Origin of the sequence: Allobosea sp. LC85, assembly GCF_000735605.1 — a bacterium.
Classification (GTDB): Bacteria; Pseudomonadota; Alphaproteobacteria; order Rhizobiales; family Beijerinckiaceae; genus Allobosea.
The window spans coordinates 179,714-205,386 of the sequence record NZ_JPKG01000004.1 but is presented as its reverse complement, the minus strand read 5'-3'; the positions used below and the strand labels follow the sequence as shown (position 1 = coordinate 205,386).

The 25,673-nt window shown below is 64.3% G+C and carries 21 protein-coding genes; 7 read left to right on the top strand and 14 right to left on the bottom strand.

From position 1 onward, the window contains the following. Positions 1–197: 197 nt before the first annotated feature. A complete protein-coding gene (locus FG93_RS00915) occupies positions 198–872 on the bottom strand; it encodes a phosphoribosylanthranilate isomerase (protein WP_081881214.1) in 675 nt (224 codons plus the stop codon). Between the two features lie 315 nt (positions 873–1,187). On the opposite strand from FG93_RS00915, the gene FG93_RS00910 reads away from it, so the two are divergent. Continuing rightward, a complete protein-coding gene (locus FG93_RS00910) occupies positions 1,188–2,069 on the top strand; it encodes a DMT family transporter (RefSeq protein WP_152579234.1) in 882 nt (293 codons plus the stop codon). Here the strand turns inward: FG93_RS00910 and FG93_RS00905 are convergent. Further along, the gene (locus FG93_RS00905; RefSeq protein ID WP_052513142.1) at positions 2,024–2,947 is read right to left on the bottom strand and encodes a LysR substrate-binding domain-containing protein; all 924 of its coding nucleotides are present in this window, start codon (positions 2,945–2,947) and stop codon (positions 2,024–2,026) included. The two genes, FG93_RS00910 and FG93_RS00905, sit on opposite strands and share 46 nt — an antisense overlap. Positions 2,948–3,435: 488 nt before the next feature. On the opposite strand from FG93_RS00905, the gene FG93_RS32220 reads away from it, so the two are divergent. Continuing rightward, positions 3,436–3,921 carry a hypothetical protein gene (locus tag FG93_RS32220; RefSeq protein WP_152579233.1) on the top strand — a complete coding sequence of 162 codons (486 nt, stop codon included), beginning with the start codon at positions 3,436–3,438 and terminating at the stop codon, positions 3,919–3,921. A gap of 604 nt (positions 3,922–4,525) precedes the next feature. On the opposite strand, the gene yghX is transcribed toward FG93_RS32220, so the two are convergent. After that, the gene (gene yghX, locus FG93_RS00900) at positions 4,526–5,413 is read right to left on the bottom strand and encodes a YghX family hydrolase (RefSeq protein WP_043230699.1); all 888 of its coding nucleotides are present in this window, start codon (positions 5,411–5,413) and stop codon (positions 4,526–4,528) included. A 516-nt stretch (positions 5,414–5,929) separates the two neighbouring features. Here yghX and FG93_RS00895 point away from each other — a divergent pair. Then, positions 5,930–6,496 (top strand): manganese efflux pump MntP family protein, encoded by a 567-nt coding sequence (locus FG93_RS00895; RefSeq protein ID WP_043230897.1) that lies wholly within the window; start codon positions 5,930–5,932, stop codon positions 6,494–6,496. Between the two features lie 269 nt (positions 6,497–6,765). Here FG93_RS00895 and FG93_RS32215 read toward each other — a convergent pair whose 3' ends face one another. Both FG93_RS32215 and FG93_RS00890 read right to left on the bottom strand, forming a co-directional pair. Beyond that, positions 6,766–6,897 (bottom strand): ABC transporter, encoded by a 132-nt coding sequence (locus FG93_RS32215; RefSeq protein ID WP_200878049.1) that lies wholly within the window; start codon positions 6,895–6,897, stop codon positions 6,766–6,768. 422 nt (positions 6,898–7,319) lie between these two features. Next, on the bottom strand, positions 7,320–8,396 hold the full coding sequence (locus tag FG93_RS00890) for a D-alanine--D-alanine ligase family protein (protein ID WP_043230895.1): 1,077 nt from the start codon (positions 8,394–8,396) through the stop codon (positions 7,320–7,322). A gap of 165 nt (positions 8,397–8,561) precedes the next feature. On the opposite strand from FG93_RS00890, the gene FG93_RS00885 reads away from it, so the two are divergent. Then, a complete protein-coding gene (locus tag FG93_RS00885) occupies positions 8,562–10,067 on the top strand; it encodes a PLP-dependent aminotransferase family protein (RefSeq protein WP_052513140.1) in 1,506 nt (501 codons plus the stop codon). Positions 10,068–10,110: 43 nt separating this feature from the next. Here the strand turns inward: FG93_RS00885 and FG93_RS00880 are convergent, their stop codons facing one another. Next, a complete protein-coding gene (locus FG93_RS00880; RefSeq protein WP_043230697.1) occupies positions 10,111–10,512 on the bottom strand; it encodes a GFA family protein in 402 nt (133 codons plus the stop codon). Positions 10,513–10,647: 135 nt separating this feature from the next. Further along, positions 10,648–10,908, bottom strand: coding sequence for a hypothetical protein (locus tag FG93_RS00875; RefSeq protein WP_043230694.1), 261 nt, complete (start codon positions 10,906–10,908; stop codon positions 10,648–10,650). Between the two features lie 664 nt (positions 10,909–11,572). Here FG93_RS00875 and FG93_RS33445 point away from each other — a divergent pair. From FG93_RS33445 to FG93_RS00860, 3 genes are read left to right on the top strand one after another with little or no spacing between them, the layout of a single operon-like run. Next, on the top strand, positions 11,573–16,633 hold the full coding sequence (locus FG93_RS33445) for a GAF domain-containing protein (protein ID WP_052513138.1): 5,061 nt from the start codon (positions 11,573–11,575) through the stop codon (positions 16,631–16,633). Beyond that, positions 16,630–16,995 carry a response regulator gene (locus FG93_RS00865; protein WP_043230692.1) on the top strand — a complete coding sequence of 122 codons (366 nt, stop codon included), beginning with the start codon at positions 16,630–16,632 and terminating at the stop codon, positions 16,993–16,995. The genes FG93_RS33445 and FG93_RS00865 overlap by 4 nt, the downstream gene beginning before the upstream one ends. A 15-nt stretch (positions 16,996–17,010) precedes the next feature. After that, positions 17,011–18,150: a response regulator gene (locus FG93_RS00860; protein ID WP_043230689.1), complete on the top strand. Its 1,140-nt coding sequence runs from the start codon at positions 17,011–17,013 to the stop codon at positions 18,148–18,150. Between the two features lie 176 nt (positions 18,151–18,326). Here FG93_RS00860 and FG93_RS00855 read toward each other — a convergent pair whose 3' ends face one another. From FG93_RS00855 to FG93_RS00825, 7 genes are all read right to left on the bottom strand, one after another. Continuing rightward, positions 18,327–19,814, bottom strand: coding sequence for a mannitol dehydrogenase family protein (locus FG93_RS00855; protein ID WP_043230686.1), 1,488 nt, complete (start codon positions 19,812–19,814; stop codon positions 18,327–18,329). A 4-nt stretch (positions 19,815–19,818) separates the two neighbouring features. Further along, entirely contained in the window at positions 19,819–20,559 is a 741-nt protein-coding gene (locus FG93_RS00850; RefSeq protein ID WP_043230684.1) for a glycerophosphodiester phosphodiesterase family protein, read from the bottom strand. Positions 20,560–20,589: 30 nt separating this feature from the next. Next, on the bottom strand, positions 20,590–21,480 hold the full coding sequence (locus FG93_RS00845) for an ABC transporter permease subunit (protein WP_043230682.1): 891 nt from the start codon (positions 21,478–21,480) through the stop codon (positions 20,590–20,592). Between the two features lie 15 nt (positions 21,481–21,495). After that, complete coding sequence (locus FG93_RS00840; protein ID WP_081881213.1) at positions 21,496–22,503, bottom strand: ABC transporter permease subunit; 1,008 nt, start codon at positions 22,501–22,503, stop codon at positions 21,496–21,498. Next, entirely contained in the window at positions 22,487–23,800 is a 1,314-nt protein-coding gene (locus tag FG93_RS00835) for an extracellular solute-binding protein (protein WP_043230680.1), read from the bottom strand. Before FG93_RS00835 ends, FG93_RS00840 begins: the two co-directional genes overlap by 17 nt. A gap of 173 nt (positions 23,801–23,973) precedes the next feature. Beyond that, entirely contained in the window at positions 23,974–24,921 is a 948-nt protein-coding gene (locus FG93_RS00830; protein ID WP_043230678.1) for a sugar-binding transcriptional regulator, read from the bottom strand. A 6-nt stretch (positions 24,922–24,927) separates the two neighbouring features. Continuing rightward, a complete protein-coding gene (locus FG93_RS00825) occupies positions 24,928–25,602 on the bottom strand; it encodes an HAD family hydrolase (RefSeq protein WP_052513136.1) in 675 nt (224 codons plus the stop codon). Between the last annotated feature and the right edge of the window lie 71 nt (positions 25,603–25,673).

The window sequence follows — 25,673 nt, the reverse complement described above, 5'->3', positions numbered from 1 at the left end:
GCGGCCGGGCGGCGGGGAGATTGAGCGACACCGGTGGATCTGGTCCCGGATCGACGGCCTGGTGCGCAAGGGCTCGGAGCCTCGCCGGCCTGCCGGGCGCTGCCTTCACCGCGACCGGGGCAGAGGCCGACCGCAACAGCGCCCTGATCGCCGCCGGGATCAGCGCCAAGCTCAGCGAGCGCCATCAGGCTTTCGCTCTAAGCCGGCTCCAGAGCTTCATCCGCTTGCCGCACCGCCACTGCAAAACCCGCCAGCTTGCCCGGATCGAGCTGGCCTGCGGTCCGGACGCCTGACGACAGGTCCACGCCGAACGGCCTGACCTGTCGGATCGCAGCGCCGACATTCGCAGGGGAAAGGCCGCCCGCGAGAAACACCGGGAGAGGGCTCGCCTCGACGAATTCGGCGCTGATCGCCCAGTCATGCGGCCGTCCGGTGCCGCCGAGTTCCGGCGTCGCCGCGGTGGGCCGGCCCGAGTCGAGCAGGAAGGCGTGAACATAGGGGCTGTAGACCGGGATCATCTCCAGCGCAGCGCGGCTCTCGACATGGACGACCTGGACGCGACGCAATTGCGGTTCGATCTCAGCCAGACGGGCGGACTCGGCCGGGTCGATCGTCCAGAGGATCTGGACCGTGTTCGGCTGCGTCCGGCGCACATGGGCCGCGATCGCCTCGGCCGTTCGCTCGACGGTCAGCAGGAATGTCGCGACCGGAGGCGGCGTGAGTTTCGTGATCTCGGCGACTCTGCAATCTGCGATATGACGAGGGCTGGACGGTCCCACGCAATTGAAGCCGAGAGCGTCGGCGCCGGCATCGATGGCCAGGCGGGCTTCACCGGCCGACGCAATCCCGCAAATCTTGATCCGGGTTCTCATGCCGCAGCAATCAGGCAAATCGCTCCATGACGCAATCTGGGCTCGCCATCCGTTGCGGCCTCCGCGCGCGTCGCCCGGTACTGTGCGCGACGGGCCGCCTCTCCTCGTTTAGAGCATCGGACCGAAAAGTGGAATCCGGTTTTCGGAAAAATCCGATGCCCAAACAAAGAGATAGATCGCCCCTCCTGCGTCCGAACGGACGCACGGCGATCTAGCCGCGCGATCATTTCCATTGATGATGGCATTCGAATTATGGATTTCTTCCGTGATCATTTTTCTGCGCGTAGTCCTCTGGCTCAAACGGGGGACGACAGCATGGATCATCGACAAATAACCGGCGTCGTCCTGCTCGTTCTCGCGCTTCAGATACTTCCGATCTCCGATACGATCGCGAAATACGTGTCTCTGACGTTGCCGATCATCCAGGTAATCTGGGCGCGCTTCTTCTTCCATTGCCTGGCGACGGGCGCGTATATCTCCGTTCGGCACGGATTTGGCTCCCTTCGGCCGGTGATGTCCTGGCAGCACGCCGCCAGAAGTGCCGCGCTCTTTCTTGCAGTCGCGCTGTTCTACGTGGCGATCCATTTCATGCCGCTGACGACGGCGCTCACCTTGTGGTTCGTCGCCCCCTTCCTGCTGACCATTCTGGCCATGGTCTTCTTCAAGGAACGGGTGAGCCACGTGCAGTGGGCTGCGATCGCCGGCGGCTTCCTCGGCATCGTCCTTGCGATACGCCCGAGCGCGACATCGTGGGAATGGACCTATCTTGTCGGATTGCTGGCGGGCGTTGGCTATGCCGTCTTTCTTCTCCTCACCAGGATGGTAGAGAGCCGCACTCCCCCTCTCGTATCGGTCTATCAGACCGGCCTTGTCGGATGTGTCGCATCCAGCGTCATTGTCGCGGCCGTCTGGGAGCAGCCCGTCTGGTGGCAATGGTTCCTGCTCGCGGCGATCGGGATCGTTGCGGCAATCGCCCACCTCCTCATCATCAAGGCCTTCGATCGGGCCGATGCGAGCACGCTGGCGCCCTTCACCTATGCGGAAGTCGTCGGCGCCGCGATCCTCGGCTTTATCGTGTTTGGAGACGCTCCGGATCTCCCGGCCTGTGCCGGCCTCGCCATCATCATCCTGAGTGCGGTCGCGGTCGTCGCCTACAATCGACCTGCAGCACCTGCCGCAGCGGCGAGCGATGCCTGACGGCGCGACCTTGCAGGCAAGGGTCCTGCAACGGCCAGCCCGCGCCGAATTTCATCGCCAAGGGCTGCGACGGCCGGCGACGTGCTTTTTGGGTTTGTCCTGAGCATCAGGCTGATCTGGCCGAGCGCGGGAAGCCCATCCCCGCGTTGCGAGACCCGCACCCCGGCCGGCACCAGATTGCGCTCCACCGCCGTAACGGCGATGCCTGATCGAACGGCTGCGTGAATGGCAGCGATGTTGTCGCTTGAGAACGCGACCCGCCATGCGAGAGCGGAGCGATTGAGCGCATCCGCCATGGCGCCGCGGCAGACGCATCCCTGCGGAAAGACCGCCAGTGGAATGGGGCGCGCCCTGATCAGATCTTGCTTGCTGCTGATCCAGACAAGCTCCTCTGTTCTGATCGTGTCGCGGTCGGAAGCAGGGCCAGGACGAGCGACGAGAACGAGGTCGAGCACGCCTTCACCGAGCTTGCGCTCCATCGCATCGCCGTTGCCGCAGAGGAGCTCGATCTGGATGCCCGGGTGCAGGTTCGCAAAGCGCCGGAGAATATCGGGCAGCAAGAGGGTGGCGTAATCGTCGGATGTCCCGAGGCGCACGATGCCTTGGACGCCGGCTTGCGCGATCCGGGTCTGGGCTTCGTTATCGAGTGCCAGAATGCGTCGCGCGTAGTGAAGCAGGATATCGCCCTCGCGCGTCAGCCGAATTCCCCGGCTGGTTCGATCGAAGAGCGTTTTTCCAAGCGCCTCTTCGAGCCTCTTCATCTGCATGCTGATGGCGGGCTGTGTGCGCCGAAGATGTTCACCGCTGCGGGTGAAGCTCTGCGTCTCCACAATCGTCACGAAAGTCTTGAGGAGCTCGGAATCAATCGGCGATGCCACGGGCCATCTCGTCTCGGTTTCGAAGAGGCTACATCATCGACGCTCCAGCCGCCACGCGAAGCCACGGCTCTGCTCGCCTCCCATCGCGGTTGAATGAACCGGGCGCCTGGCGCGCTGCTCTCTTGGTTTGGCGAGGTTCGCAACGTCGCGGGTGGAGCGATCGCTGAGCCCGACGGATGGGGACAGTCAGCTTGCGATCCCAGGCCGAGTTCGGGGCTTCATCCGCTTTGACGTTATCCGCGCAACCTGACAGGAACCTGACAGGTCTTGTCAGCTTCGCGAGCGAAGGCGTCGGCTAAACAGCACTGGGCCAAACTCCCAGGGAGGATCATCGTGCTTCCTCAACGCTCATTGCCGCGCCTTTCCCGATGAGGGGCCCTTCCAATCGGCCGGTATCGCTCGGAGACAGGCTCAGTCCGGGAGGAGCAGACCGTCAAATTGCTGCTGCGCGGGAAACGGAACAGCGAGATCGCGCACGGAGGGAAGCCATGCGAAAATCACTGATGATCTGCGCTGGACTATTCCTCGCAAGCACGCCGTCAAATGCTGAAAACATCGACATTTTCACACTGAGTTATGCATGCGAATTTTCGGCGACTGCTCCCTCCGATGAACTCATGACGACCCATTGCAGCGGCGCTGCGGTGATTATGCAAAAATATTCCAAAACGGCCTATACGTGCCGACTGGATCTAGCGGTTGAATTTCGAAGAAAAGAAAACAAATCTCTTTGGGGAATAGAGAAAACCGCGCCCTATGGTGGTCGCTGCTATCGACAAAAATCAATCCAAATCGACGATATGCAGCTCACGAGGCAATTTCCAGCCTCTGCTCCATCCCAAAATTCATTGATAGTCTTTGTTTCATTCGACATTGCCAAAGAATCGGGATTCGCCTGTGTCAATGGAACCCATCTGAAAACGGGTTGGACGGAGACGGCGTGCATGCCCCTTCAAATCCTCGGCGATTTCTAGAGAAATCCAGCCCCCTCGTTCGCGGCCGCCCATCGCGTCCATGTCTTGGCGCGCGATCGACAAGCAGCACCGCGGTGGTGGCGCTCAGACAGAAAAACCGGCTCCTGCCAGGCTATCGCCTGTTTGCCGCGTGGCCATGGCCATCGTCGAGCGGACCGGCTCCGGCAGCGGGCGCCCCTGGGTGGTGAGCGGGTTTTGCCGCTCAACCAGGCGGACTTTTCGCGGCCAGGCCTTGTCGCGATATCCGGTATTTCTTCCTTGCCGATTCCCCGTGGCGGGCCTTCTTTCGGCTCATTCGTGCGACGTTTTCCGGCTTCTGGAAGCTTGATTCAGTGTCTGTTCCGGTTGCCGAATACCAGTTCTCGAGGCGCTCTCGTGCCCCCCACGCACAAGCCGGCCCATAGCCTGTGCGTCGATCGCGTCCGCTTCAGCGCCACGCCTGACGCCGCGGACGGCCCATTCCAAACATTGCCACCGCCCGCGCTCCGGTTTGCTGGCTCGCGGACGGGTCAACAGCCCATGGCCCTCCCCTGCCCGGAGATCGCCAATTCAGGTGCATTCCTGGTCGTTGTCGCCCGTGCTCATGCACAGCTGCCCATGCGGTTCAGCTCAGGTGGCGCTTGAACCAGGCGACTGTCCGGTCCCAGGCCAGCTTGGCCGCAGCCTCGTCATAGCGGGGTGTCGAGTCGTTATGGAAGCCGTGATTGGCGTCTGGATAGACATGAGCCTCATACGTCTTCCCGGCCGCCTTCAAAGCCGCCTCATAGGCCGGCCAGCCCGCATTGATGCCGGTGTCGAGCGCGCCATAATGGATCAGGAGCGGCGCCTTGATGCGCGGCACGTCCTCAGCGCGGGGCTGCCGGCCATAGAACGGCACGGCCGCGCCCAGTTCGGGATAGGCGACGGCGGCGGCATTGGCGACACCACCGCCATAGCAGAAGCCGACGATGCCGACCTTGCCGGTGGTTTGATCGCTCTTCATCAGGAATTCGATGGCCGCGAAGAAATCGTTCATCAGCTTCTCGGGATTGACCTTCTGCTGCAGCTCGCGGCCCTTGTCGTCATTGCCGGGATAGCCGCCGACAGAGCTCAGGCCATCCGGTGCGAGGGCGATGAAGCCGGCCTTCGCGACCCGGCGCGCGACATCCTCGATATAAGGGTTCAAGCCGCGGTTCTCATGCACGACGACCACGGCGGGGACGCGCCCGGATGCTTTCGCCGGACGAACCAAATATCCCCGCACTTCGCCATGGCCCTTCGGCGACGGGTAGGTGATGTAACTGGCGACGATATCGGGATCCGTGAACGAGATCTGTTGCGCGAGCGCGTAGTCGGGGCTCATCGAGGCCAGGATCGACGCCGCCGTCATGCCGCCCACGGCGAATTTGCCGGCGCGGTCGAGGAATTCGCGCTTGGTGATCTTTCCATGCGCATAATAGTCGTACAGTTCGAGCAGTTCCTGCGGAAAGTCCTTGGCGGTCAGGCGCGGCACGGTCGTTCTCCCCTGTGGTGTTGCTGGCATCGCGCGGCCGATCCTACGCCCCGGGGCAATGCTGTCTTCGAAATTCCGTTTGCCGCATTTTCAAGATCGCGTGTTTGACGTCCAGCAGGACCGGCCGCTGCGCGCCATGGCTTTGTCCTGGAGGCCCGCCATCGCTTCGGCGAACTGCCCTACCCGCATGATCACCCGCCGGATCTTTCGATGCACAGATCGTCCATGGCGTGGAGCGCCTTCCGGTCAAAGCCGCAGCAGCATCTCCTGCCAATGCTTCTCAATACTAAACAATTGAAATCACTACCGAATTGACAGCGCGAGCAGGAGTCACTAGGTGCATGCGCATCGGGGAGTAGCGGCGCGCTTCGGCGCGCGATCGCATCAACACGCTCGCGGCGAGGACTGCGTGGTGCGATCAGCCGGATGATTTCGGCCAAGCGAGACCGTGACGGAGAGGCCTTGTGGACAGGGCCCGAGATCCGTCCGGCCCTCCGTCCGCACCTTGAGACGATCATGTCACCTGCTTCTATCGCCGTGCTCGCCGTGGGCATGTCCGTCGACGCCCTGCTGGCCTCCGTTGGCCGGGGCGCCGCTTCAAGCCGCCCACGTTTCGTGGAGGCGCTTCGTACGGGGGCGATCTTCGGCATCATCGAGGCCATCACGCCGCTCATCGGCTGGTCCGCGGGGTTCGCCGCAAGCCAGTACGTCGCCGCCGTCGACCACTGGATCGCGTTCGTTCTTCTCGGCATCGTCGGCGGGCGCATGGTCCTGCATTCCATGAAGCCTGCGGCCGAGCGCGCAGAGGCTTCGCAGGGCAACTCGCTCTGGGCACTCATGGCGACCGCGATCGGCACCAGCATCGACGCCATGGCGGTTGGCGTGTCGCTCGCCTTCCTGGACGTGAACATCGTCGTGGTCGCGCTGGCCATCGGCTTCGCGACATTCGTGATGTCGACGGGTGGCATGATGGCCGGCAACCTCGTCGGTGCCACATTCGGGCGCTGGGCCGAGCGGATCGGCGGCCTGGCGCTCATCGGTCTCGGCAGTTCAATCCTGTTCAGCCATCTGATGGCGGGCTGAGGTGCCGGGGCGGGCTCGCTTTATCTCGCCGAGATTCAAGGGCCGCTCGCCGATCGGATCATCGTCACCGACACGGCCGCCCGGGCACAAGCGGCGACTGCCCTGCCCGCTTTCAGGCGCTCTGACGCCTCGGGGATCATCTCAGGAGGGCGACAAGCTGAACGCCCGAAGCGGAAACGAGGAGCAGCACGGGAGGACGAAAAAACCCGCCCCCCCTTTCGGAGCGGCGGGCCAAACTTGGATGACCCAGCTTCGCTGGTTCGAAGGCGTCAGCCCTTGGTCACGATTGGTGAAGCCACCGGTGGCGGGGCTTTACCCTTGCCCTTGCCATACATATCGGCGGCACAGCCACCTACGCCCATCAGCCCCACAGAAACGGCCAGAACCAGCATGGTTTTCATATCGGTTATCCCTCGTTGCCAGGACGACGACGCCGCCCATTCAATGCAGCGTGACGGAAGGGAAACTCCCATTTCCCCGATTCGGTTCCATCGATCGAGGACGTTATCGCGTGAAGGTTAACGAAAAATCCCACCACCATTTATCGGACGGCAGGCCAGTTCGTGGGAACCTTGCGGATCATTGTGCAACAAGCGGGCGTGCCTCCGGTGCCCAATCGGCTGCCCGATTCCGGAGGCACGACAAAGGGCAGCGCCCGTGCGGCTCCGCTCGATTGCGCTCATGCCGCCAGGGCGCGCCGGTCCGGTCACGGAGCTTGCCTCTGTGCCCACCGTATCGGGCCGCCGGGGGGCGCACCTGCCCTTGAGCCCGACGGACCGGGACAGCGGGGTTACGACCCACGAGCTGATCCGCGCTGTCATCGTCACCCGGCCCGGCCGGCGCGCGCCAAGCCATGCGAAACAAGGCGATCGATGATTTCGGCATAGCTCACGCCGCTCGCTGCCATCGCCTTGGAATACATGCTGATATTGGTGAAGCCCGGAATCGTGTTGACCTCGTTGACGACGAACTGCATATCCGCGGTCAGAAAGAAATCGACGCGCGCCATGCCATCGCAGCCGAGCGCCCTGAACGCCCTGGCGGCCATCTCGCGCATATCCGCCTCGACCTCCGGCGGCAACTCTGCCGGCACCTTCAACGCCGCGCCATTCTCGTCGATATATTTGGCGTCGTAGCTGTAAAAGCCGTGGCTCTCGGCCGGAACGATCTCGCCGGGCCGGGATACGAACAGCCCGCCTGTTTCATCTTCCAGCACGCTGAATTCGATCTCACGACCCTGAATGAATTCTTCGGCAAGCAGTGTGCGGTCATGCCGGAACCCTTCGCTCAGAGCCGGCATGAATTCCTGGCTTCCGGAGACTTTTCTGACGCCGATCGAGGACCCCTGTCGGGCCGGCTTGATGAAAAGCGGCAGCCCAAGCTCGCTTTCGAGAGCCGCAAGATCAGGTGCCGAATCTTCGCTGATGGTCACCGACCGGGCGACGGGAAGGCCAGCAGCCCGCAACAGCCGCTTGGCGATATCCTTGTCGAGCGCTGCCGCAGAGCCGAGGATGCCGCAGCCTGCGAGCGGCACGCGCGCCACCTCCGCAAGCCCCTGTATGGAACCGTCCTCGCCGTAGAGCCCGTGCAGGACCGGAAACAGAATGTCGATCGTCCCGGCGTCGACCATTCGGCCACCGGCCTCGATCGCGATCATTCGCCCGCGCCCGCCCGGGACAAGGCATAGCTCCGTACCAGTCTCGGGTTTGGCGAGCGTGCCGCCCTCGAAGCGGCTCAGCAACCATTGCCCTGCGCGCGTCACGAAAACCGGAACCGCATCATATTTCGCGGGCTCCAGGGCACTCATGACATTGGTGGCTGAGAGCACGGAAACGTCATGCTCGGCGGAGCGTCCGCCGAAGAGCACGGCAATCCGCAATCTGGTCGAAGACATCGGCATCAGGAACTCCAGCACATTCGCTTTGAAGGACGCTCAAAAACCGACCCGCGGCGGCGATTTGAAAGTGGCCTAATCAAAATGCATTGTTGATTGAATTTACAGAGCCACTATACGATTCCGCCCTGAGCCACTTGCTTGCGTGAGCCCCTTGGATGAGAGGGCTTGATGAATCTGAAGAGGCGAAGGGAAAGCCCGTCGGCTGGCTTTCTGCCGAATATCGACCCGTCCTCGCCGGCGTCCCTGGCGCGGCAGCTCTACCTTGCCCTGCGCGGTGCGATTGCCGATGGCCGGTTGCACGCGGGACAGCGACTGCCCTCGAGTCGTCTGGCATCGCAGGAATGGAAGCTCTCTCGCGGCACGATTGCCGAGGCCTATGAGATCCTGATCGCAGAAGGCTATGCCGTCGCCCGTCACGGGTCCGGCACCTACATATCCCCAGGTGTTCCCGATCGGCTTTTGCGGGCTGGCGAACGCAAGGAGCCCGCGGCGCAGGCGACCAGCCGCACGGTCTCGCAAGCGGTCACGAGAGTTCTGACCTCCGGACCCAGTCTCGAACCGCAAAAAGCCCTGCCGTTCGTGACGGGACGGATCGCTCATGATGACCGGACGGCGGGCCTTCTCAACCGCATAGCCGGCCGGCACATGAACTACGCTTTTGAAGGCTATGGCGACATTCAGGGGGAGCCCGGACTTCGGGCCGCGATCGCCGCTCATCTGGCCGTTTCGAGGGGGGTGCGCTGTATGCCTGATCAGTTGTTCATCACGGCCGGAACCCAGCAGGCGCTCGATCTGGCTTTCCGCGTTCTGGCCTCTCCCGGCGACAGCGTTATTGTCGAAGACCCGTGCTATCCGCCTGCCCGCCAATGCCTGACGCTGAATGGCGCGACGATTGTCGGCCTGCCCGTGGATCACGAGGGGGTCATGACGGAGCAACTGGCGTCCGGCAGGCTGCAACCACCGGCGCTGTTCTATGTGACACCATCAAACCAATATCCGGTCGGCTCCGTTCTTTCCCTGCCCCGGCGACTGGAGCTTCTCTCCTATGCAAGCGAACATGGCTGCTGGATTGTCGAGGACGATTACGACAGCGAATTTCGCTATGACGGGCATCCGATCGCATCGCTGCAAGGCCTCGATCAGGCCCATCGCGTCCTCTATACCGGCACCTTCAGCAAAGCCCTGTTGCCGAGCCTGCGCCTTGGCTATCTCGTGGTCCCGGCCGATCTCGTGCCGGTGTTCAGGGCAGTGCGCCCCGCGCTTGACCGTTGTCCGCCGACGTTCCAGCAACGTGTCGTTGCTGATTTCCTCAATGAGGGATATTTTCCGGCGCATCTGCGCCGCCTCAGGGAGCGTCTGCGCGCGTCGCGGGATCTGCTGGCGAGCCTCCTGATGGACCGTACCGGCGACCATCTTGCCGTCGTGGTTCCGGATCAGGGCATCAATCTCACAGCACGCAGTACGGGAACCTGGAGCAATGATAGAGCGGTCTCCGCAGCCGCTTTGGCGAAAGGCGTCGTCGTCATGCCGCTGTCCCGGATGAATGTCGCATCCTGCGACACATCGAGACTGCTGCTCGGATTTTCCGGGCTGTCCGAGAAGGAAGCCGATCTGGGAACGCGGCTTTTGGCAGAGGTTTTCAACGGCAGGGATTTTCGCAGAATTCGCGATTAAGGCGGCAATTTGTGGATGGGGCGCGAGGCCGGCATCCGAGCGCTCAATCGGGGTCTTTCGGAAACGCCTTGATGCGGGACGGCAGCGCGGCCCATCCATGCCGCCGGATCTCGTAGACGGACATCTCGGGCGGCGGGAAATCCGGGTCGCCGAAGGCGCCGACGGCAACCGATACGGATCCGGTCGTACCCACTTCGGTGTGATACAGATTTGTCCCGCAGGTCGGGCAGAAGCGGAACCTGAACGTCGCTCCCTGGTCGCCGCTGCGACTATACTCAGAGGCCCGGCCCGACACCGTGTAGGGCGCGGCGAAGCCGGCCAGATAGGCGAAAGCGCTCTCCGTCCTGCTCTGACAAGCAAGGCAATGGCACAGGCTGACCCCACGCGGTTCGCCTTCGACAGTGATGCTCAGTTGGCCGCATGTGCAGGTGGCGACCCGCTTCATGGCATCTCCCGACCGTCAGGGCCGCCCATGTCGGCGGCCGCTTCGCACCGGCAACGGCCAGGAGCGCCGGCCCGGCAGCGGATGCCCGTTCCGCAGGAAATCCCGGAGCAGCAGCGCGTTACGCGACTGCAGGGCTCAGTGCTTCGATGACCGGTGACCGCCCGCCTGGCGCCGCATCTCGCTCGCCAGATTTGTCTCGGAAGGGTGTCGCATATCCGTCAGGGGCCTGCCGTCCCGCACGCAATAACCCTGGGCCCGGCCGGCCAGGATCCATTGCTCGATCTGCCTGCCGACGGCGTCGCCCTCGTCGTCATGGCCCGCGAGATAATGCTCGCGCTGGGTTCGCTCCATGCGCTCCAGCACTGCCATCCAGTCTGCGTAGGTGGTTTTCGTCATCCCGGCCTCCCCTGCTGCAATCCCCGCGAAGCATGAATAGTGCCTGTCCGATAGTCCTCCCGCCCGCGCGAATCCGATCGCCGCAGTCAATCCCGTCTACGCCCATTCCGGGACCATAGGGTCTGCTATTTCCGACCCCGCATCCTCACCTCGTCAAGCGAAAATCCGTGTTGGTTCATGGCCCGCTGATCGTGCTCGCTGATCGCCGGACAGTCCCCGAGTGATCAGGGGGCGCCCGGATCTGGCCCTGCCGGCCTGCTCGGTCAGCCGTTGCCCGCTCGGATCGTTCGGCGCGAGAGCCCCGGTAGCTTTGAGGACACCCCAAGGACAATGCGCGTGAGCATTGGCAGAGGCGTCGTTTTGGCACAAAGTAGCCCTCGCAGGGAGGGCTGTCATGGCGGCGTCAACCCAGCGAGATCGCCGGTCGGCCCGTCGACAGGGCTCAGGTGCCCTGTCACGTGGTGAGACGCGTGCCCGCGATCCGGCTCTGCGCCAGATGCCCGTCCGGATGACGAGGTGATCCCATGGCAACCCGGCATGCTGTGTTCTTCGCTCATGTCGCCGCCATCACCGCCTTCGCGAAGGACTGTGCCGCGGCTCGGCTTCGGGCTGCGTCGGTTCTCCCGCAGCGACGACGGGTCGCTCGCGCCGATGCCGCAATCGAATGAACGCGGGGGTGAACAGCGTCGTTATGCCTGGTGCGGATAGAACCGCACCCGTCCCTCGTGGCCGCCTTATCCGAAAATATGTCGGCCTCTTCGCCGCCGTTGTCAGCGTTGCACTTCTGATCAGTGGTGCATTCGAAATCTGGTTCTCGTACCAGGACCATAAGGCCCTGCTGCTTCGTCTCCAGCGTGAGCAGGCAGAAACGGCAGCAACGCGGATCAGCCAGTTCGTCAGGGAAATCGAAGGCCAGCTCGGCTGGACAACACAGTTGCCGTGGTCTGAGGCGCCGCTCGATCAGCGCCGCCTCGATGCCCTCCGCTTGCTGCGCCAGGCACCAGCGATAACCGAGCTTGCCCAACTGGATCCTGCGGGAAAGGAACAATTGCGGGTCTCGCGCCTCGCGACGGACGTCGTCGGAAGCGGTGCTGACTTCTCGAAGGACGAGACGTTCACGGAAGCGCTGGCCCGCAAGGTCCATCACAGCCCCGTCTATTTCCGTCGCGAATCGGAACCTTACATGACGATCGCGCTTGCTGGTGCGCAGCGCGATGCCGGCGTCAGCATCGCAGAGGTCAATCTCAAGCAGATCTGGGACATCGTTGCCGGCATCCGGGTTGGCGAACGCGGGGTCGCCTATGTCGTCGATGCGGCCGGCCGGCTGATCGCCCATCCCGATATCAGCCTCGTGCTGCGCAACACCAGCCTGGCGCAGTTGCCGCACGTCGCAGCGGCACGCGCCGGCTCGGACGAGGTGAAGGAGGCGCGCGACGGCCAGGGGCAGCCGGTACTGACCGCCCATGCGCCGATTCCGACTACGGGCTGGCTCGTCTTCGCCGAGTCGCCGCTCGACGAGGCCTATGCCTCCCTCTCCCGTTCGTTGCGGCGCTTGGGCTTGCTGCTGCTGGCCGCCGTCGGATTGGCTGGGCTCGCCGGCACTCTTCTGGCGCGCCGGATGGTCGTGCCGATCCAGGCGTTGCGCACCGCCGCAGCACGGATCGGGGCCGGCGAACTCGACCAGCGGATCGACATTCGAACGGGCGATGAGCTCGAGGCTCTTGCCGGCGCGTTCAACACCATGGCCGGCCGGTTACGCGAATCCTATTCCAACCTCGAACAAACGGTCGAGCAGCGAACAGGTGAGCTCTCGGAGGCCCTGGAGCAGCAGACCGCCACGGCCGACGTCCTGAAGGCCGTCAGCCGGTCGGCCTTCGATCTCCAGGCCGTGCTCGATACGCTCGCTGAATCGGCTGCCCACCTGTGCGCGGCTGATCAGGTCGTCCTGACGCGGCTGCGCGACGGCAGGCACCACATGGACGCGACATTCGGCCTGAGCGATGAGTTCCGGGACTATCTCGAACACAATCCCTACGGGGAGGGTCGCGGGACGGTCACGGGCCGGGCGATCGACGAAGGCCGGCCCGTGCAAATCCTCGATGTGCTCTCCGACCCTGAATACACCCTGCTCACAGGCCAGAAGCTCGGAGGCTGGCGCTCTGCGCTTGGCGTGCCATTGCTGCGCGACGGCAAGCCGATCGGCGCCTTGGCGCTGCTTCGCCGCGATGTCCAGGCGTTCACCAGCAAGCAGGTCGAACTGGTCGAGACCTTCGCAGATCAGGCGGTCATAGCGATCGAGAATGTCCGGCTCTTCGACGAGCTCCAGGCACGGACCAAGGAGCTGACGGAAGCCTTGCAGCAACAGGTCGCCACAGGCGATATCCTGCGCGCCATCGCATCCTCGCCCACGGATATCGCGCCGGTCCTGAAGGCGGTTGCGCAAAGCGCCTGCCAGCTCTGCGAGGCCTATGATGCTGTCGTCCTGTTGCGGGACGGCGACGATCTCGTCTTCGACGCGCATCACGGACCAATCCCGATCAATCTCGAGCGATGGCCCCTCAACCGGCACTGGACCGCCGGACGTGCGGTCCTCGATCGCGTGCCGGTGCATGTGGAGGATCTCAGCAAGGAGGCGGGCGAATTTCCAGACGGCTATCAGATGGCCCGCCAGATGGGGCACAGGACGACGCTGTCGGTGCCACTGCTACGGGAGGGCGAGGGTATCGGGGCACTGGTGGTGCGCCGCACCGAGGTGCAACCGTTTAGCCCGAAGCAGATCGCATTGCTGCAGACCTTCGCCGACCAAGCCGTCATCGCCATCGAGAATGTGCGGCTGTTCGACGAGGTGCAGGCTCGGACGCGCGAGCTGACGGAAGCCCTGCAGCAGCAGACGGCGACAGCCGAGGTCCTGAAGGTGATCAGCCGCACGGCCTTCGAGCTTCAGCCCGTGCTCGACGTGCTCGTCCAGTCAGCCATGCAGCTTTGTGGCGCGGACAGCTCGTTCCTGTTCCGCCGCGAGGGCGAAGTCTATCGAATGTCAGCAGGGAGCGGTTTCTCGCCCGAATACACGGCCTTCATGCGCGAGCAAGCGATCGCGCTCGGCCGCAACACCTTGGTCGGCCGCACCGCGATCACGGCGGCAACCGTCCATATCCCCGATGTGCTCGTCGACGCCGAATACACCTGGAGCGAGGCGCAGCGGCGCGGAGGATTTCGCGCCATGCTCGGGGTGCCGCTCCTGAGAGAGGGGACGCCGATCGGGATATTGTCACTGATGCGCAAGACGCCGCGCTCCTTCGCGGTGAAGGAGATCGAGCTGGTCACGACCTTTGCTGACCAGGCCGTCATCGCCATCGAGAATGTGCGACTGTTCGACGAGGTGCAGGCACGGACGCGCGCGCTTGCCGAGGCGCTGGAGCAGCAGACGGCGACGTCAGATGTTCTCAAGGTGATCAGCGGGTCGCCCAATGATCTGCAGCCGATCTTCGCCAGCATCGCCCAGACCGCCAGGCGGCTGTGCAAAGCCGACATCGCCTCGATCGTTGCCCTGAGGGCCGGCGAGTACCGCCTCGTAGCAACGGATGGCGTCCGGAACGAGCAACTCCAGCAGCTTTTGTCCGAAGGCCCGATCCCGCTCGACCGCGGGTCGATCACCGGCCGCGTCGTGCTCGAGCGTCGCACCATTCAGGTCGAGGACGTTCAGGCGGATGCCGAGTTCAAGCTCTTCATCGGCGTTGCGAATGATGACAGGCGCTCCATGCTCGGAGTCCCGCTCATGCTCGACGACGAAGTCGTCGGCATCATCGTGATGAGCCGCTATGTCGTCCAGCGCTTCTCGGACAAGCAGATCGAGCTGATCGAGACCTTTGCCGATCAGGCGGTGATCGCGATCCAGAACGTCCGGCTGTTCGACGAGGTCCAGGCGCGAACCGGGGAGCTGACCGAGGCGCTGAGATACCAGACGGCGACCGCCGACGTCCTCCAGGTGATCAGCCGCTCCGCCTTCGACCTCCAATCGGTTCTGGATGTGCTGATCGAGTCCGCCTGCCGGCTGTGCGGGGCCGAACACGCCTTTCTGTTCCAGCGCAGCGGCGAGGTCTACCGGGTCGCCGCGAGCCATGGCTTCACCGCCGAATTCGTCGAGTGGATGAAGCTCCAGCGGGTTTCCCCGGGGCGAGGTACGCTGGTCGGGCGGGTCGCGCTCGAAGGAGAGATCGTGCACATCCCCGATGCGACGGTGGATCCCGAATATACCTGGCACGAAGCGCTCGCGATCGGGAAGATGCGCACGATGCTCGGCGTACCGCTCCTGCGGGACGGTCAGCCCATCGGTTCGCTGTCCCTCGTTCGGCTTGTCGTGAAGCCGTTCACGGACAGGCAGATCGAACTGGTCAAGACCTTTGCCGATCAGGCCGTTATCGCCATCGAGAATGCGCGCCTCTTCGGCGAGGTCCAGGCGCGCACGCGGGAGCTCGCACGATCTGTGGAAGAGTTGCAGGCCCTGAGCGATGTCGGGCGTGCCGTCACCTCGACGCTGGACGTGAAGGAGGTGCTGTCGACGATCGTCTCGCGCGCTGTCGAGCTGTCGGGAGCGGATGCGGGCGCGATCTACAAGTACCGCAAGTCGAGCCGCACCTTCCGCCTCGCCGAAGCATGCAATATGGGCGACGAACTGGTCAGCGCGCTCAAATCCATTCGCATCGACGCGGAAGGGACCGCCATGGGCGATGCTGCGCGGACGCTGCAGCCCGTGATGGTTGCCGACCTCGCGCATCGCAAGAGCTACCCGGTGCGCGATATCTCGCTTGCGGCCGGCTTCCGATCGGCGCTGATCGTGCCGCTCGCCGTTCCGGAACGCACGCTGGGCGCGCTCGTGCTGCAGCGACGCGAAGTGGGAGAATTTCCAGCCTCGATCGTCAGGCTGACGCAGACCTTCGCCAACCAGTCCGTACTGGCGATTCAGAATGCGAGGTTCTTCCAGGAGCTCGCCGAAAAGAGCGAGGAACTGAGGCTGGCAAGCCAGCACAAGTCGCAGTTCCTCGCCAATATGAGCCACGAGCTCAGGACGCCACTGAACGCCATCCTGGGCTATGCCGAGCTGCTGATCGATGGGATCTATGGCGAGATGCCGGAGAAGCCACGCGCCGTGCTCGACCGCGTGCAGCAGAATGGGCAGCATCTGTTGAGCCTGATCAACGATGTTCTCGATCTCTCGAAGATCGAGGCAGGTGAATTGAAGCTCACGATCGACGACTACGCGCTGCCTTCGCTGGTGCAATCGGCCGTGGCGGCCACCGATTCCCTCGCTCGGACCAAGGGACTGGTGCTGATCACCGATGTCCCCGAGAATCTGCCGGTCGGCCGCGGCGATGCCAGGCGCCTGTCGCAGGTTCTGCTCAACCTGGTCGGCAACGCGATCAAGTTTACCGACACAGGCGAGGTCACGATCGCCGCCTCGGCTCCGAATGACCGCTTCCTGATTGCCGTCCGCGACACCGGGCCGGGTATCAGTGCCGCCGACCAGGAGAAGATCTTCGAAGAGTTTCAGCAGATCGACAGTTCGAGCACACGCGAGAAGGGCGGCAGTGGGCTCGGCCTGGCCATCGCCAAGCAGATCGTCGAGATGCATGGCGGCCAGATTTCGGTCAGTTCGGCCCTCGGGAAAGGCTCGACCTTTTGCATAGAGATTCCGGTACGTGCGGTTGCGCAGGAGAGCGCCTCATGAGCAAGCGAATCCTGATTGTCGAAGACACGGCCGATAATCGGCAGATCATGCGGGATCTTCTGTCGACCGCGGGTTACGAGCTGGTCGAAGCCGTCGATGGCGCAGCCGGCGTCCAGCTTGCCGCGGCAGAGCGGCCGGACCTGATCCTGATGGATATTCAGCTGCCCGTCATCGATGGCTACGAGGCGACGAGGCGCATCAAGTCGGACGCCGCGCTGGCCCATATCCCGATCATCGCCGTCACATCATACGCGTTGAGCGGAGATGAGGCGAAGGCCCGTTCCGCCGGCTGCGACGGCTATGTCGCAAAGCCGTTCAGCCCGCGGCTGTTGCTGGCGAAAGTGCGCGAATTTCTTCCGTAGCGCGGGAGGCATGACGTGAACGGAAGAGCCAAGATCCTCGTCGCGGACGATATGGCGGACAATGTCGATATCGTGCGTGCGCGCCTCGAAAGCCGGGGCTATGACGTCATCATCGCCGAGAACGGCCAAGAGGCTCTGGACAAGGTCCGCAGCGAGCTGCCCGATCTCGTACTGCTCGATGTGATGATGCCGAAGCTGGACGGCATCGAGGTCGTCAAGCAACTCAAGGCCGATCCGACCCTGCCGTTCATTCCGATCCTGCTTCTGACGGCACGAAGCGACCCGAAGGAAATCGCCGCCGGCCTGGATAGCGGCGCCGACGATTATCTGACCAAGCCCGTCGACCATATGGGGCTGTTGGCGCGCGTGCGGGCGATGCTCAGGATCAAGGAGCTTCACCACCAGGTCCGGGATCAGGCCGAGCATCTGGCGAGGCAGGCCTCCGAGCTTGCCGCGTGGAACAGCACGCTCGAACAGCGCGTCGCGGTCCAGGTTGGCGAGCTCGAACGCATCGGCAGGCTCAAGCGGTTCCTGGCACCCCAGATCGCGGATATCGTGCTCTCGGGCGGTGATGACGGCCTGCTTCACAGCCATCGACGCGAGGTGGTCGTCCTATTCTGCGACCTGCGGGGCTTCACAGCCTTTGCGGAATCAGCGGAGCCGGAAGAAGTCATGGCCGCGCTTGGGGAGTATCACGGTGTGCTGGGGCCACTGGTACGGCAATATGAGGGGACGCTGGACCATTTTTCCGGCGACGGCATCATGGTGCTTTTCAATGATCCTGTCCCATCTCCCGACGCTCCCGCCCAGGCTGTCCGGTTGGCCGACGCGATCCGCTGCAAGATCGGCGACCTGGCAGAAACCTGGCGCGGACGCGGTCACGCACTTGGCTTCGGGATCGGGATATCACAGGGTTATGCGACGCTGGGGCAGATCGGGTTCGAGGATCGAACGGACTACACCGCGATCGGGACCGTGACCAATGTCGCAGCGCGTCTATGCGCAGATGCCAGGAGTGGCGAGATCCTGATGACGCGGAAGGTCGCGGCGGCCGTCGGCGGCGTCGTCGATGTGGAAGAGATCGGTCCGGTCGTACTCAAAGGATTGGCGCGCCCGGTCGACATTTGTCGGATGGGCGCGCTGAAGTCGCGATAGTTTCGCTCCGTCGCGGCGCAAACGGAACTCTGGCGCAGAAGAGACTTGAACGGCGGGCCGCCATGTCGAGCGGCGGCTCGATAGCGTCCGTGATCGGTGTGTTTCCGCGAGCCGACATTCGCCTGAGGCCCACATGGCGCCCGTCCCCCGGCGCAGGCCCCTGACCGCTGGCGGCCTCAGCCAGCGGCAGCGCGTGCCAGATAGTGGGCGAGGCTCGCTCGCGTGCCGATGCGCCAGAGCCGTTGCAGGGCCTGCCCGAAAGCCTCCCGGAAGCGCGGGTCGTCCGCCAGATCGCCATAGACATCCCGCATTTCGAGCCAGGCTTCAGGCCGGGACCTGGCCTTGCGGGCCTGCTCCGTCAGCCGTTGCCAGCTCGGATCGTTCGGCGCGATCAGCTTTCCGCTTTCGGTTTCGCCATAGCAGTAGCGGCACCAGAGCGCTGAGACGAGCGCGAGCCCGTCGATGGGGCGGCCGGCGCAAGCTGCGTCGCGCAGCGTCGGCAGGATGAACTTTGGTTGGCGGTTCGAGCCGTCCAGGCAGAGCCGACGGATGGTGTCGCCGATCTTCGGATTGGCGAAGCGCCGTTCGATCGTCCGCCGATAGGTCGTAAGATCCGTGTTGGGCACCGGCGGCACGAGCGGAATGATCTCGTCGTCGAGCAGCGCCCGGAGGAAGCGCGCGATCTGCGGGTCCGCCATCGCCTCATGGACGAAATGGATATCGAGCAGGCCGGCGGGATAGGCGATGGCGGCGTGCCCGCCATTCAGGATACGGATCTTCATCAGCTCGAAGGGCGCGACATCGGCAACGAACTGCACGCCGACCTGTTCGAGCCGTGGCCGCCCGGCGGAAAAACGATCCTCCAGCACCCATTGCCGGAAATCCTCGCAGAAGACCGGGCGCCGGTCGTCGATGCCGAAATCGCCGCGCAAGGTCGCACGCTCGCGCTCCGAGGTCGCGGGCGTGATGCGGTCGACCATTCCATTGGGAAAGGCGACGCTCTCGCGAATCCAGTGCGCATCCGAGCGGTCGACCAGCTCCACGAGCCCGGCGACGGCGTTTTCCGTGACATGGCCATTGCCCGGCAGGTTGTCGCAGGACATTACCGTAAAGGGCTGAAGGCCGGCGGCGCGGCGTTGCAGCAGGGCGGCCCCGATCAGCCCGAAGGCGGTCTTTGGAGAGGCGAGACGATCGGCGGCATCCGCAATGATATCGGGGTGGTTCGCGTCGAAGGACTGCGTTGCCGGATCGACATAGTAGCCGCCCTCGGTGACGGTGAGCGAGACGATCCGCGTGCGGGCGTCGACGAGGTGGGCCAGCAGCGCGGCCCTGTCACCGGGCGCGATGAAATCGATCATCGCGCCGGTGATCCGCGCCTGCGAGGACGTCGCTTCCTGCGCGACGACCGTGGTCAGGAAGTCCTGTGCCGCGAGATCGCGCCCCATCGCGGCATCGCCCTCCTGCACGCCGGTGCCGATGATCGCCCAGTCGCGATCGACACCGCTCTCGAAGAGTTCGTCGAGATAGCAGGCCTGATGGGCGCGGTGAAAATTACCGACGCCGAAATGGACGATGCCGGCGCTCAGATCCTGCAGCCCGTAGCGCGGCCGGGAGACCGAACTCCCGATCTCCTCCAGCCGGGCCCGCGACAGAGTGACGGCCATGGCCTCACCCTCCCTTCGCGGCCAGCAGCTGCAGGGCGAGATCGGGGCGATCGCTGGTGATCTGTGAGATCGGCTGTCCCAGCCAGTAATCGAGCTCGCGCAAGGTGTTCGGCACCCAGACGCCGAGTTTTTCGCGCCCGACAATGCCGACCGCGCGATCGAGTGCGAGACGCAGCAACGACTGCTCGACGGCAATGATGCAGCCGAGATCGACGAAGCGCCGCAACGTCGCCTCAAAGCCGCCAAAAGCTTCGCAGGAGCGGCGATCGACCGAAGCGAGCCGGCGCATATGCGGCGCCTTCGCCTTGATCTCCTCGATGACCTCCGGAACGAAGCAGGTCAGGACGACGCGCGAGGCCATGCGCCTCTCCTCGACCAGGGCGATGACCTTCTCCAGCAGGCCGGGATAGGGATTGCCGAGCGCATCCATCTTCATCTCGATCTCGAGCTCGATGCCGGTCGGCGCGAAGAGATCGAGCACGGCCGGCAAGGTCGGGATCGTCTCGCCCAGCGTGTCGTTGAGCCGAACCTTGCGCAGCGCTTCGCGGGAGAGCTGGGCCACCGGCCCCTTATGGTCCGTGGTGCGCTCGAGCAGCGGATCATGGATCACCATGATCTCGCCGTCGGCGGAGAGATGCACATCGAGCTCGACCGCATCGACCTTGAGGCCGCAGACGTTGCGGAAGCCGCTGAGGCTGTTCTCCGCCCAGATATTGCGCGCGCCGCGATGTCCGATGATCCGCATGAGGGTAGCCTTGGCTGGAGGTGCTGGTCGCTACTTGCCGCTGTCGACAAGCCCCTTCACGAACCAGCGTTGAAGGAGAAGGATGACGAGGGTCGGCGGCAGCATCGTCAGCAGGGCCGCGTTCATCAGCAGGTGCCAGGTCGGCAGCGAGTCGCTCTGCGGCATCAGCTTCTTCAGCCCGATTACGGCATTGGCCATGGCGGGCTCGGTGGTGAGCAGCAGCGGCCAGAGATACTGGTTCCAGCCCATCAGGAAGAGGATGATCGCGAGCGCGACGATGTTGGAGCGCGAGAGCGGCAGCAGGATCAGCCGGAAGAACTGCCAGGGGCTGGCGCCGTCGATGCGGGCGGCCTCGCAGAGTTCGTCCGGCACCGTCAGGAAGAACTGGCGGAACAGGAAGGTCGCGGTGGCCGAGGCGATCAGGGGCAGGATCAGGCCGGAATAGCGGTTGACCATGTTCCAGTCGAGATCGACCAGCAGCTGTATCCCGAGCCAGGAGCCGAGGATGTTGAGCGGCAGGGCGACATTCGCCGCCGATTCATAGGTCGGGACGATGCGGACCTCGATCGGCAGCATCAGCGACATGAAGATCAGCCAGAACGCGGTCAGCCGGAAGGGAAAGCGGAAATAGGTGACGGCGAAGGCCGCGATCACCGAGATCGAGAGCTTCCCGATGGTGATGCCGCTGGCGATGATGAAGGAGTTGAGCAGGAGCCGGCCGAAATTGGCGCTGCTCAGCACGGTCTGCAGGTTGGTGAAGTAGGCGTCGCCGGGCAGCCAGGACATCGGCACCCGCATGACCTCCTGCTGGGTCAGCGTGCCCGTGACGAAGACGAAGTAGATCGGCAGGCAGACGAGCGCTGCGCCGACCAGCAGGATGAGATGGCAGACGACGTCGAGGACGGGCGTGCGCTCGTTCATGCTCAGGCCCCTCCCCTAAACGCTGTAGTTCACGCGCCGCTCGATGAAGCGGAACTGCGCATAGGTGAGGAGCAGGGCCAGCCCCATCAGGATCACGGATTGGGCGGCGGACGAGCCGAGATCGAGCGTGACGAAGCCGTCCTGATAGACCTTGTAGACCAGGATCGAGGTCGCCCCGGCCGGGCCGCCACGCGTCGTCGCGTCGATGATGGCGAAGGTCTCGAACAGCCCGTAGACGAAATTGATGACGATCAGGAAGAACAGCGTCGGCGCGATCATCGGCAGCGAGATGCGCAGGAAACGCTGGATCGGCCCGGCCCCGTCGAGATAGGCGGATTCCAGGATCGAATGGGGCACCGAAAGCAGCGCCGCGACCAGGAAGATGTAGTTGTAGCAGATGTGCTTCCAGGACGCCGCCATGACGATCAGGGCGAGCGCATGCGAGGAATTGCGGTTCGGATCCCAGTCGAAGCCGAGCCCCTGCAGCATATGGGCGACCGGGCCGACGCGCGGGTTAAACAGGAAGGCGAGCATGATGCCGGCGATCGCGGGCGCGATCGCATAGGGCAGCAGCAGGATGGTGCGGTAGGCGCCGCGCCCGCGCAGGATGTGGTTCGAGGCGAAGGCGAGCAGCAGCGCCAGCGACAGCGTCAGCACGTTCTGCGCGACGGTGAACACCACCGTGACCTGGACCGAGGACCAGTAGACGCTGCTGCGGAACAGCCGCTCGAAATTCTGGAAGCCGACCCATTGCGTCGTCGCGCCAAACGGATCGGTGAGCTGGAACGCCTGGATCAGCGCCCTGACCGAGGGGATGAAGAAGAACAGCAGGAGGACGAAGAGCTGCGGCGCCAGCAGCCAGAAGGGCAAGCGCCATTCCGTGAAATGGGCCCGCTTCAAGCCGCTCTCGGCCTGACCGTCGGCGAAGGCCGGAGCAGCCCGGCGCCGCAGCGGCCAGCGCAAGCGCCAACCGCTGCCGCCGGCCGCCGCGGGAAGCTCCGCCGCGCTACTTCTTGCCAGCATTGAGCTGCTCGTAGCGGCGCAGCGACTCGTTGCCGCGCGAGACGGCATCGTCGAGCGCCTGCTGCACCGGCTTGCGGCCCAGGAAGGCGGCCGAGACCTCTTCCATGATCGCGACATTGATCTGGTTGCTGTTGCCGATGCGGAAGCCCAGCGAATTGTCGCTCGGCGTGCCGCGCATCAGCTGCACGACTGCGATCTCCCGCGTCGGGTTCTTCTGGTAGTAGCCCTGCGCCTTGGCGGCGTCATAGGCGGCGACGGTGACGGGCACATAGCCGGTGGCCTGGTGCCACCAGACCTGCGTGTCGGTCTGGGCCAGGAAATTGTAGAAGGCCGCGATCGCCTTGTACTTTTCCGGCGAGTGGCCCTTGAGGGTCCAGAGCGCCGCGCCGCCGATGACGCTGTTCTTCGGCGTCACGCCCTGCTCGAAGGGCATCTCGGCTGCGCTCCAGTCGAATTTGGCGGCGGCGACGACGGCGGCATGCGAGGCGGTCGAGGCGATGATCGCCGAGCATTCGCCCGAGGTGAAGAGCTGGATCGGGATGACGCCCTGCCCCGCGAGCTGCATCACGCCCGACGAGATCAGCCGCTTCATGCGCTCGACCTGGCCGACGAGCTTGCCCTTGTTGAAGACGAAGCTGGCGTCGAGCCCGTCCATGCCGTTGCGCTTGGTCGCATACGGGATGTCGTTCACGGCGCTGTAATTCTCGAGGAAACTCCACTCATAGTCGCCCGGCAGCACCATGGCGCATTTCGACACGCCCTTGGCCTTGATCGCGTCGAGCTGCGGCTCGAGCTCCTGCCAGGTCGCGCCCGGCTTCTCGAAGCCCGCGGCTTTGAAATGGTCGCGATTGTAGAACAGGATCGGCGTCGAGGAGTTGAACGGCATCGCCTGGAGCTTGCCGTCGATGGCGTAGTAGCTGACGACCGGCGCGATGTATGTCTTGACGTCGATCGGCTGGCCCTGCTGGGCCATCAACTCGCTGGTCGGGATGATCGCCCCCGAATTGACCATGGTCAGGAAGGAGCGCTCGTTCGACTGCACGATCTCCGGCTGGCGCTTGGCCCGATAGGCCGCGATCGTGCCGTTCAGGACCTCGTCATAGGTGCCCTTGCCCACCGCCTTGACGACATAGTCCTTCTGCGAGTCGTTGAACTTCTTGACCAACTCGTCGACGCGTTCGCCGAGCGCGCCGCTCATCGCATGCCAGAACTCGATTTCGGTTGCCGCCTGGGCGGAGGACAACCCCGCCAGAAGCAACGCGCCAGCACCAGCAAGCGCTCCAAAGACAGGTCGCATTCCAAGCCTCCCTCGTCAGTTTATATGAGCATCTGCTCTTGATTGAAGCATATGCTCGCACACTCCCTCTCTATGTCAACCATCGATGACAAAGCGATGACAGCCGCCGGCGACCCGGGACGCAGGTTGGACAGGAAGAGGGAGTGTGTCGACTTGGGAGGAGTTTGGCGGATTCAGAGCGCCAGCAGGGCGCGCGCGGTGTCCTCGTCCGTGACGAGGCCGTTGATGAGGCGGCCGCTGAGCGCGGCCCGCAAGGGGCCGACCTTGGCCGCGCCCTGGCCAATGCAGATCCGCAGCCGGTCGCTGCCGGGCTCCGGCGGCACGGAGGTGACGCGCAGATTGGTGCCGCGGTCGAGCAGCTTGCCCTCCCCGTCGAAGACCCAGCCGGTGACCTCGCCGACCGCGCCGTGACGGACCATTTCGAGCAGCTCACTGCGCGTCATGAAACCGTCCCGATAGAGCACGGCGTCCTCGCCGATCTGGCTGATGCCCATCAGCCAGAGATCGGCTTCGCCGGCGATGGCACGGATGCGCCGGATCGCCTCGATCTCGATCAGCTGCGCCCGCTCCTCCGGGCTCGAGACATAGAGCGGCAGCGGCATCGGAAAATGCTGGGCCTTGGTGATCTCGGCGAGCTTGACCAGCGTGTCGAACGGACTGGCCGAACCATCCGGCGAGATCGTGCCGACCAGCGAGACGAGCCGGTGCAGCGGGCAGGACATCGGCGACACGCGCTCGATGCTGGCGCGCATCGAGCGCCCGGTGCCGAGCGCCATGACCAGAGATTTGCGCGAGCGCAGCCACCGCTCGATCAGCACGCCGCCGAGCGAGGCGACCCCAGCCGCAGCCGTCTCGGCCGATCCGTCGGAGGGCGCGATCTCGCAATGCAGCAGCTCGAAACGGTCGCGCAGCCGCGCGGCGAGCTCCATGCAGGCGCCGATCGGATGGTTCATCTGGAAGCCGATCAGACCTTCGCTGCGACTGAGCGAGACCAGGCGCTGCGCCGCCGGGCGCGAGATGTTCAGGATCCCCGCGATATCGTCCTGCGTGCGGCCGGCAATGTAATAGAGCCAGCCGGCGCGGGCAGCATCGTCGAGGCGTGCGCTGTCATTCTCGGCCATGGCGCGTCAGCCCGCCGTCGCAGGCAGCGCGAGCTCGCGCCAGGCGCCGAGCAGCCTGTCGGCGCCGGCCTCGATCAGCGCGCGCCGCTGGTCGAGCACCGCGAAATGGCTGCCCGCGGTCAGGCCATAGGCGGTCATTCCGGCCGCCTTGGCGGCGAGCACGCCGCTGACGCTGTCCTCGATGACGAGGCAGCGCTCGGGCTCGACGCCCCGCTCGCGCGCCGCGAGCAGGAACAGATCGGGCGCGGGCTTGCCGCGCTGGACGCGCGTCGTACTGAAGATCCGCCCCGCGAACAGGTCCCAGAGCCCGACCTTGCGCAGGCAGTGCTCGATGCGCTCCTCGTCGCTGGAGGATGCGACGCAATAGTCGACATCGAAACCTTCCACCGCCTCGCGGACGCCCGCGATGGGCTGCAGCGCTGCGCTGAAGGCGGAGAAGAGCCGCGCCCGCCAGTCCCGCCTGAAACTCTCCGGAGCCGGCCGGCCGGTCATGCGCTCATAATCCTCGACGACTGCGCTGGCGGGGCGCCCGAGATAGCGCCGCATCACCGCTTCCAGATCATAATCCGGGTCCAGTGGCGAGAGAATATCGACCAGGGTGCGGCAACTGATCGTCTCGCTGTCGACGAGCACGCCGTCGCAGTCGAGGATGATGAGGTCGAAGCGCGGATGCGAAGCCATGAGACAGCAACAATCGTGAACGGATGCTCAGATCAAGAGCATTCGCCCATCATTCTGTCAAATCCTGCAGC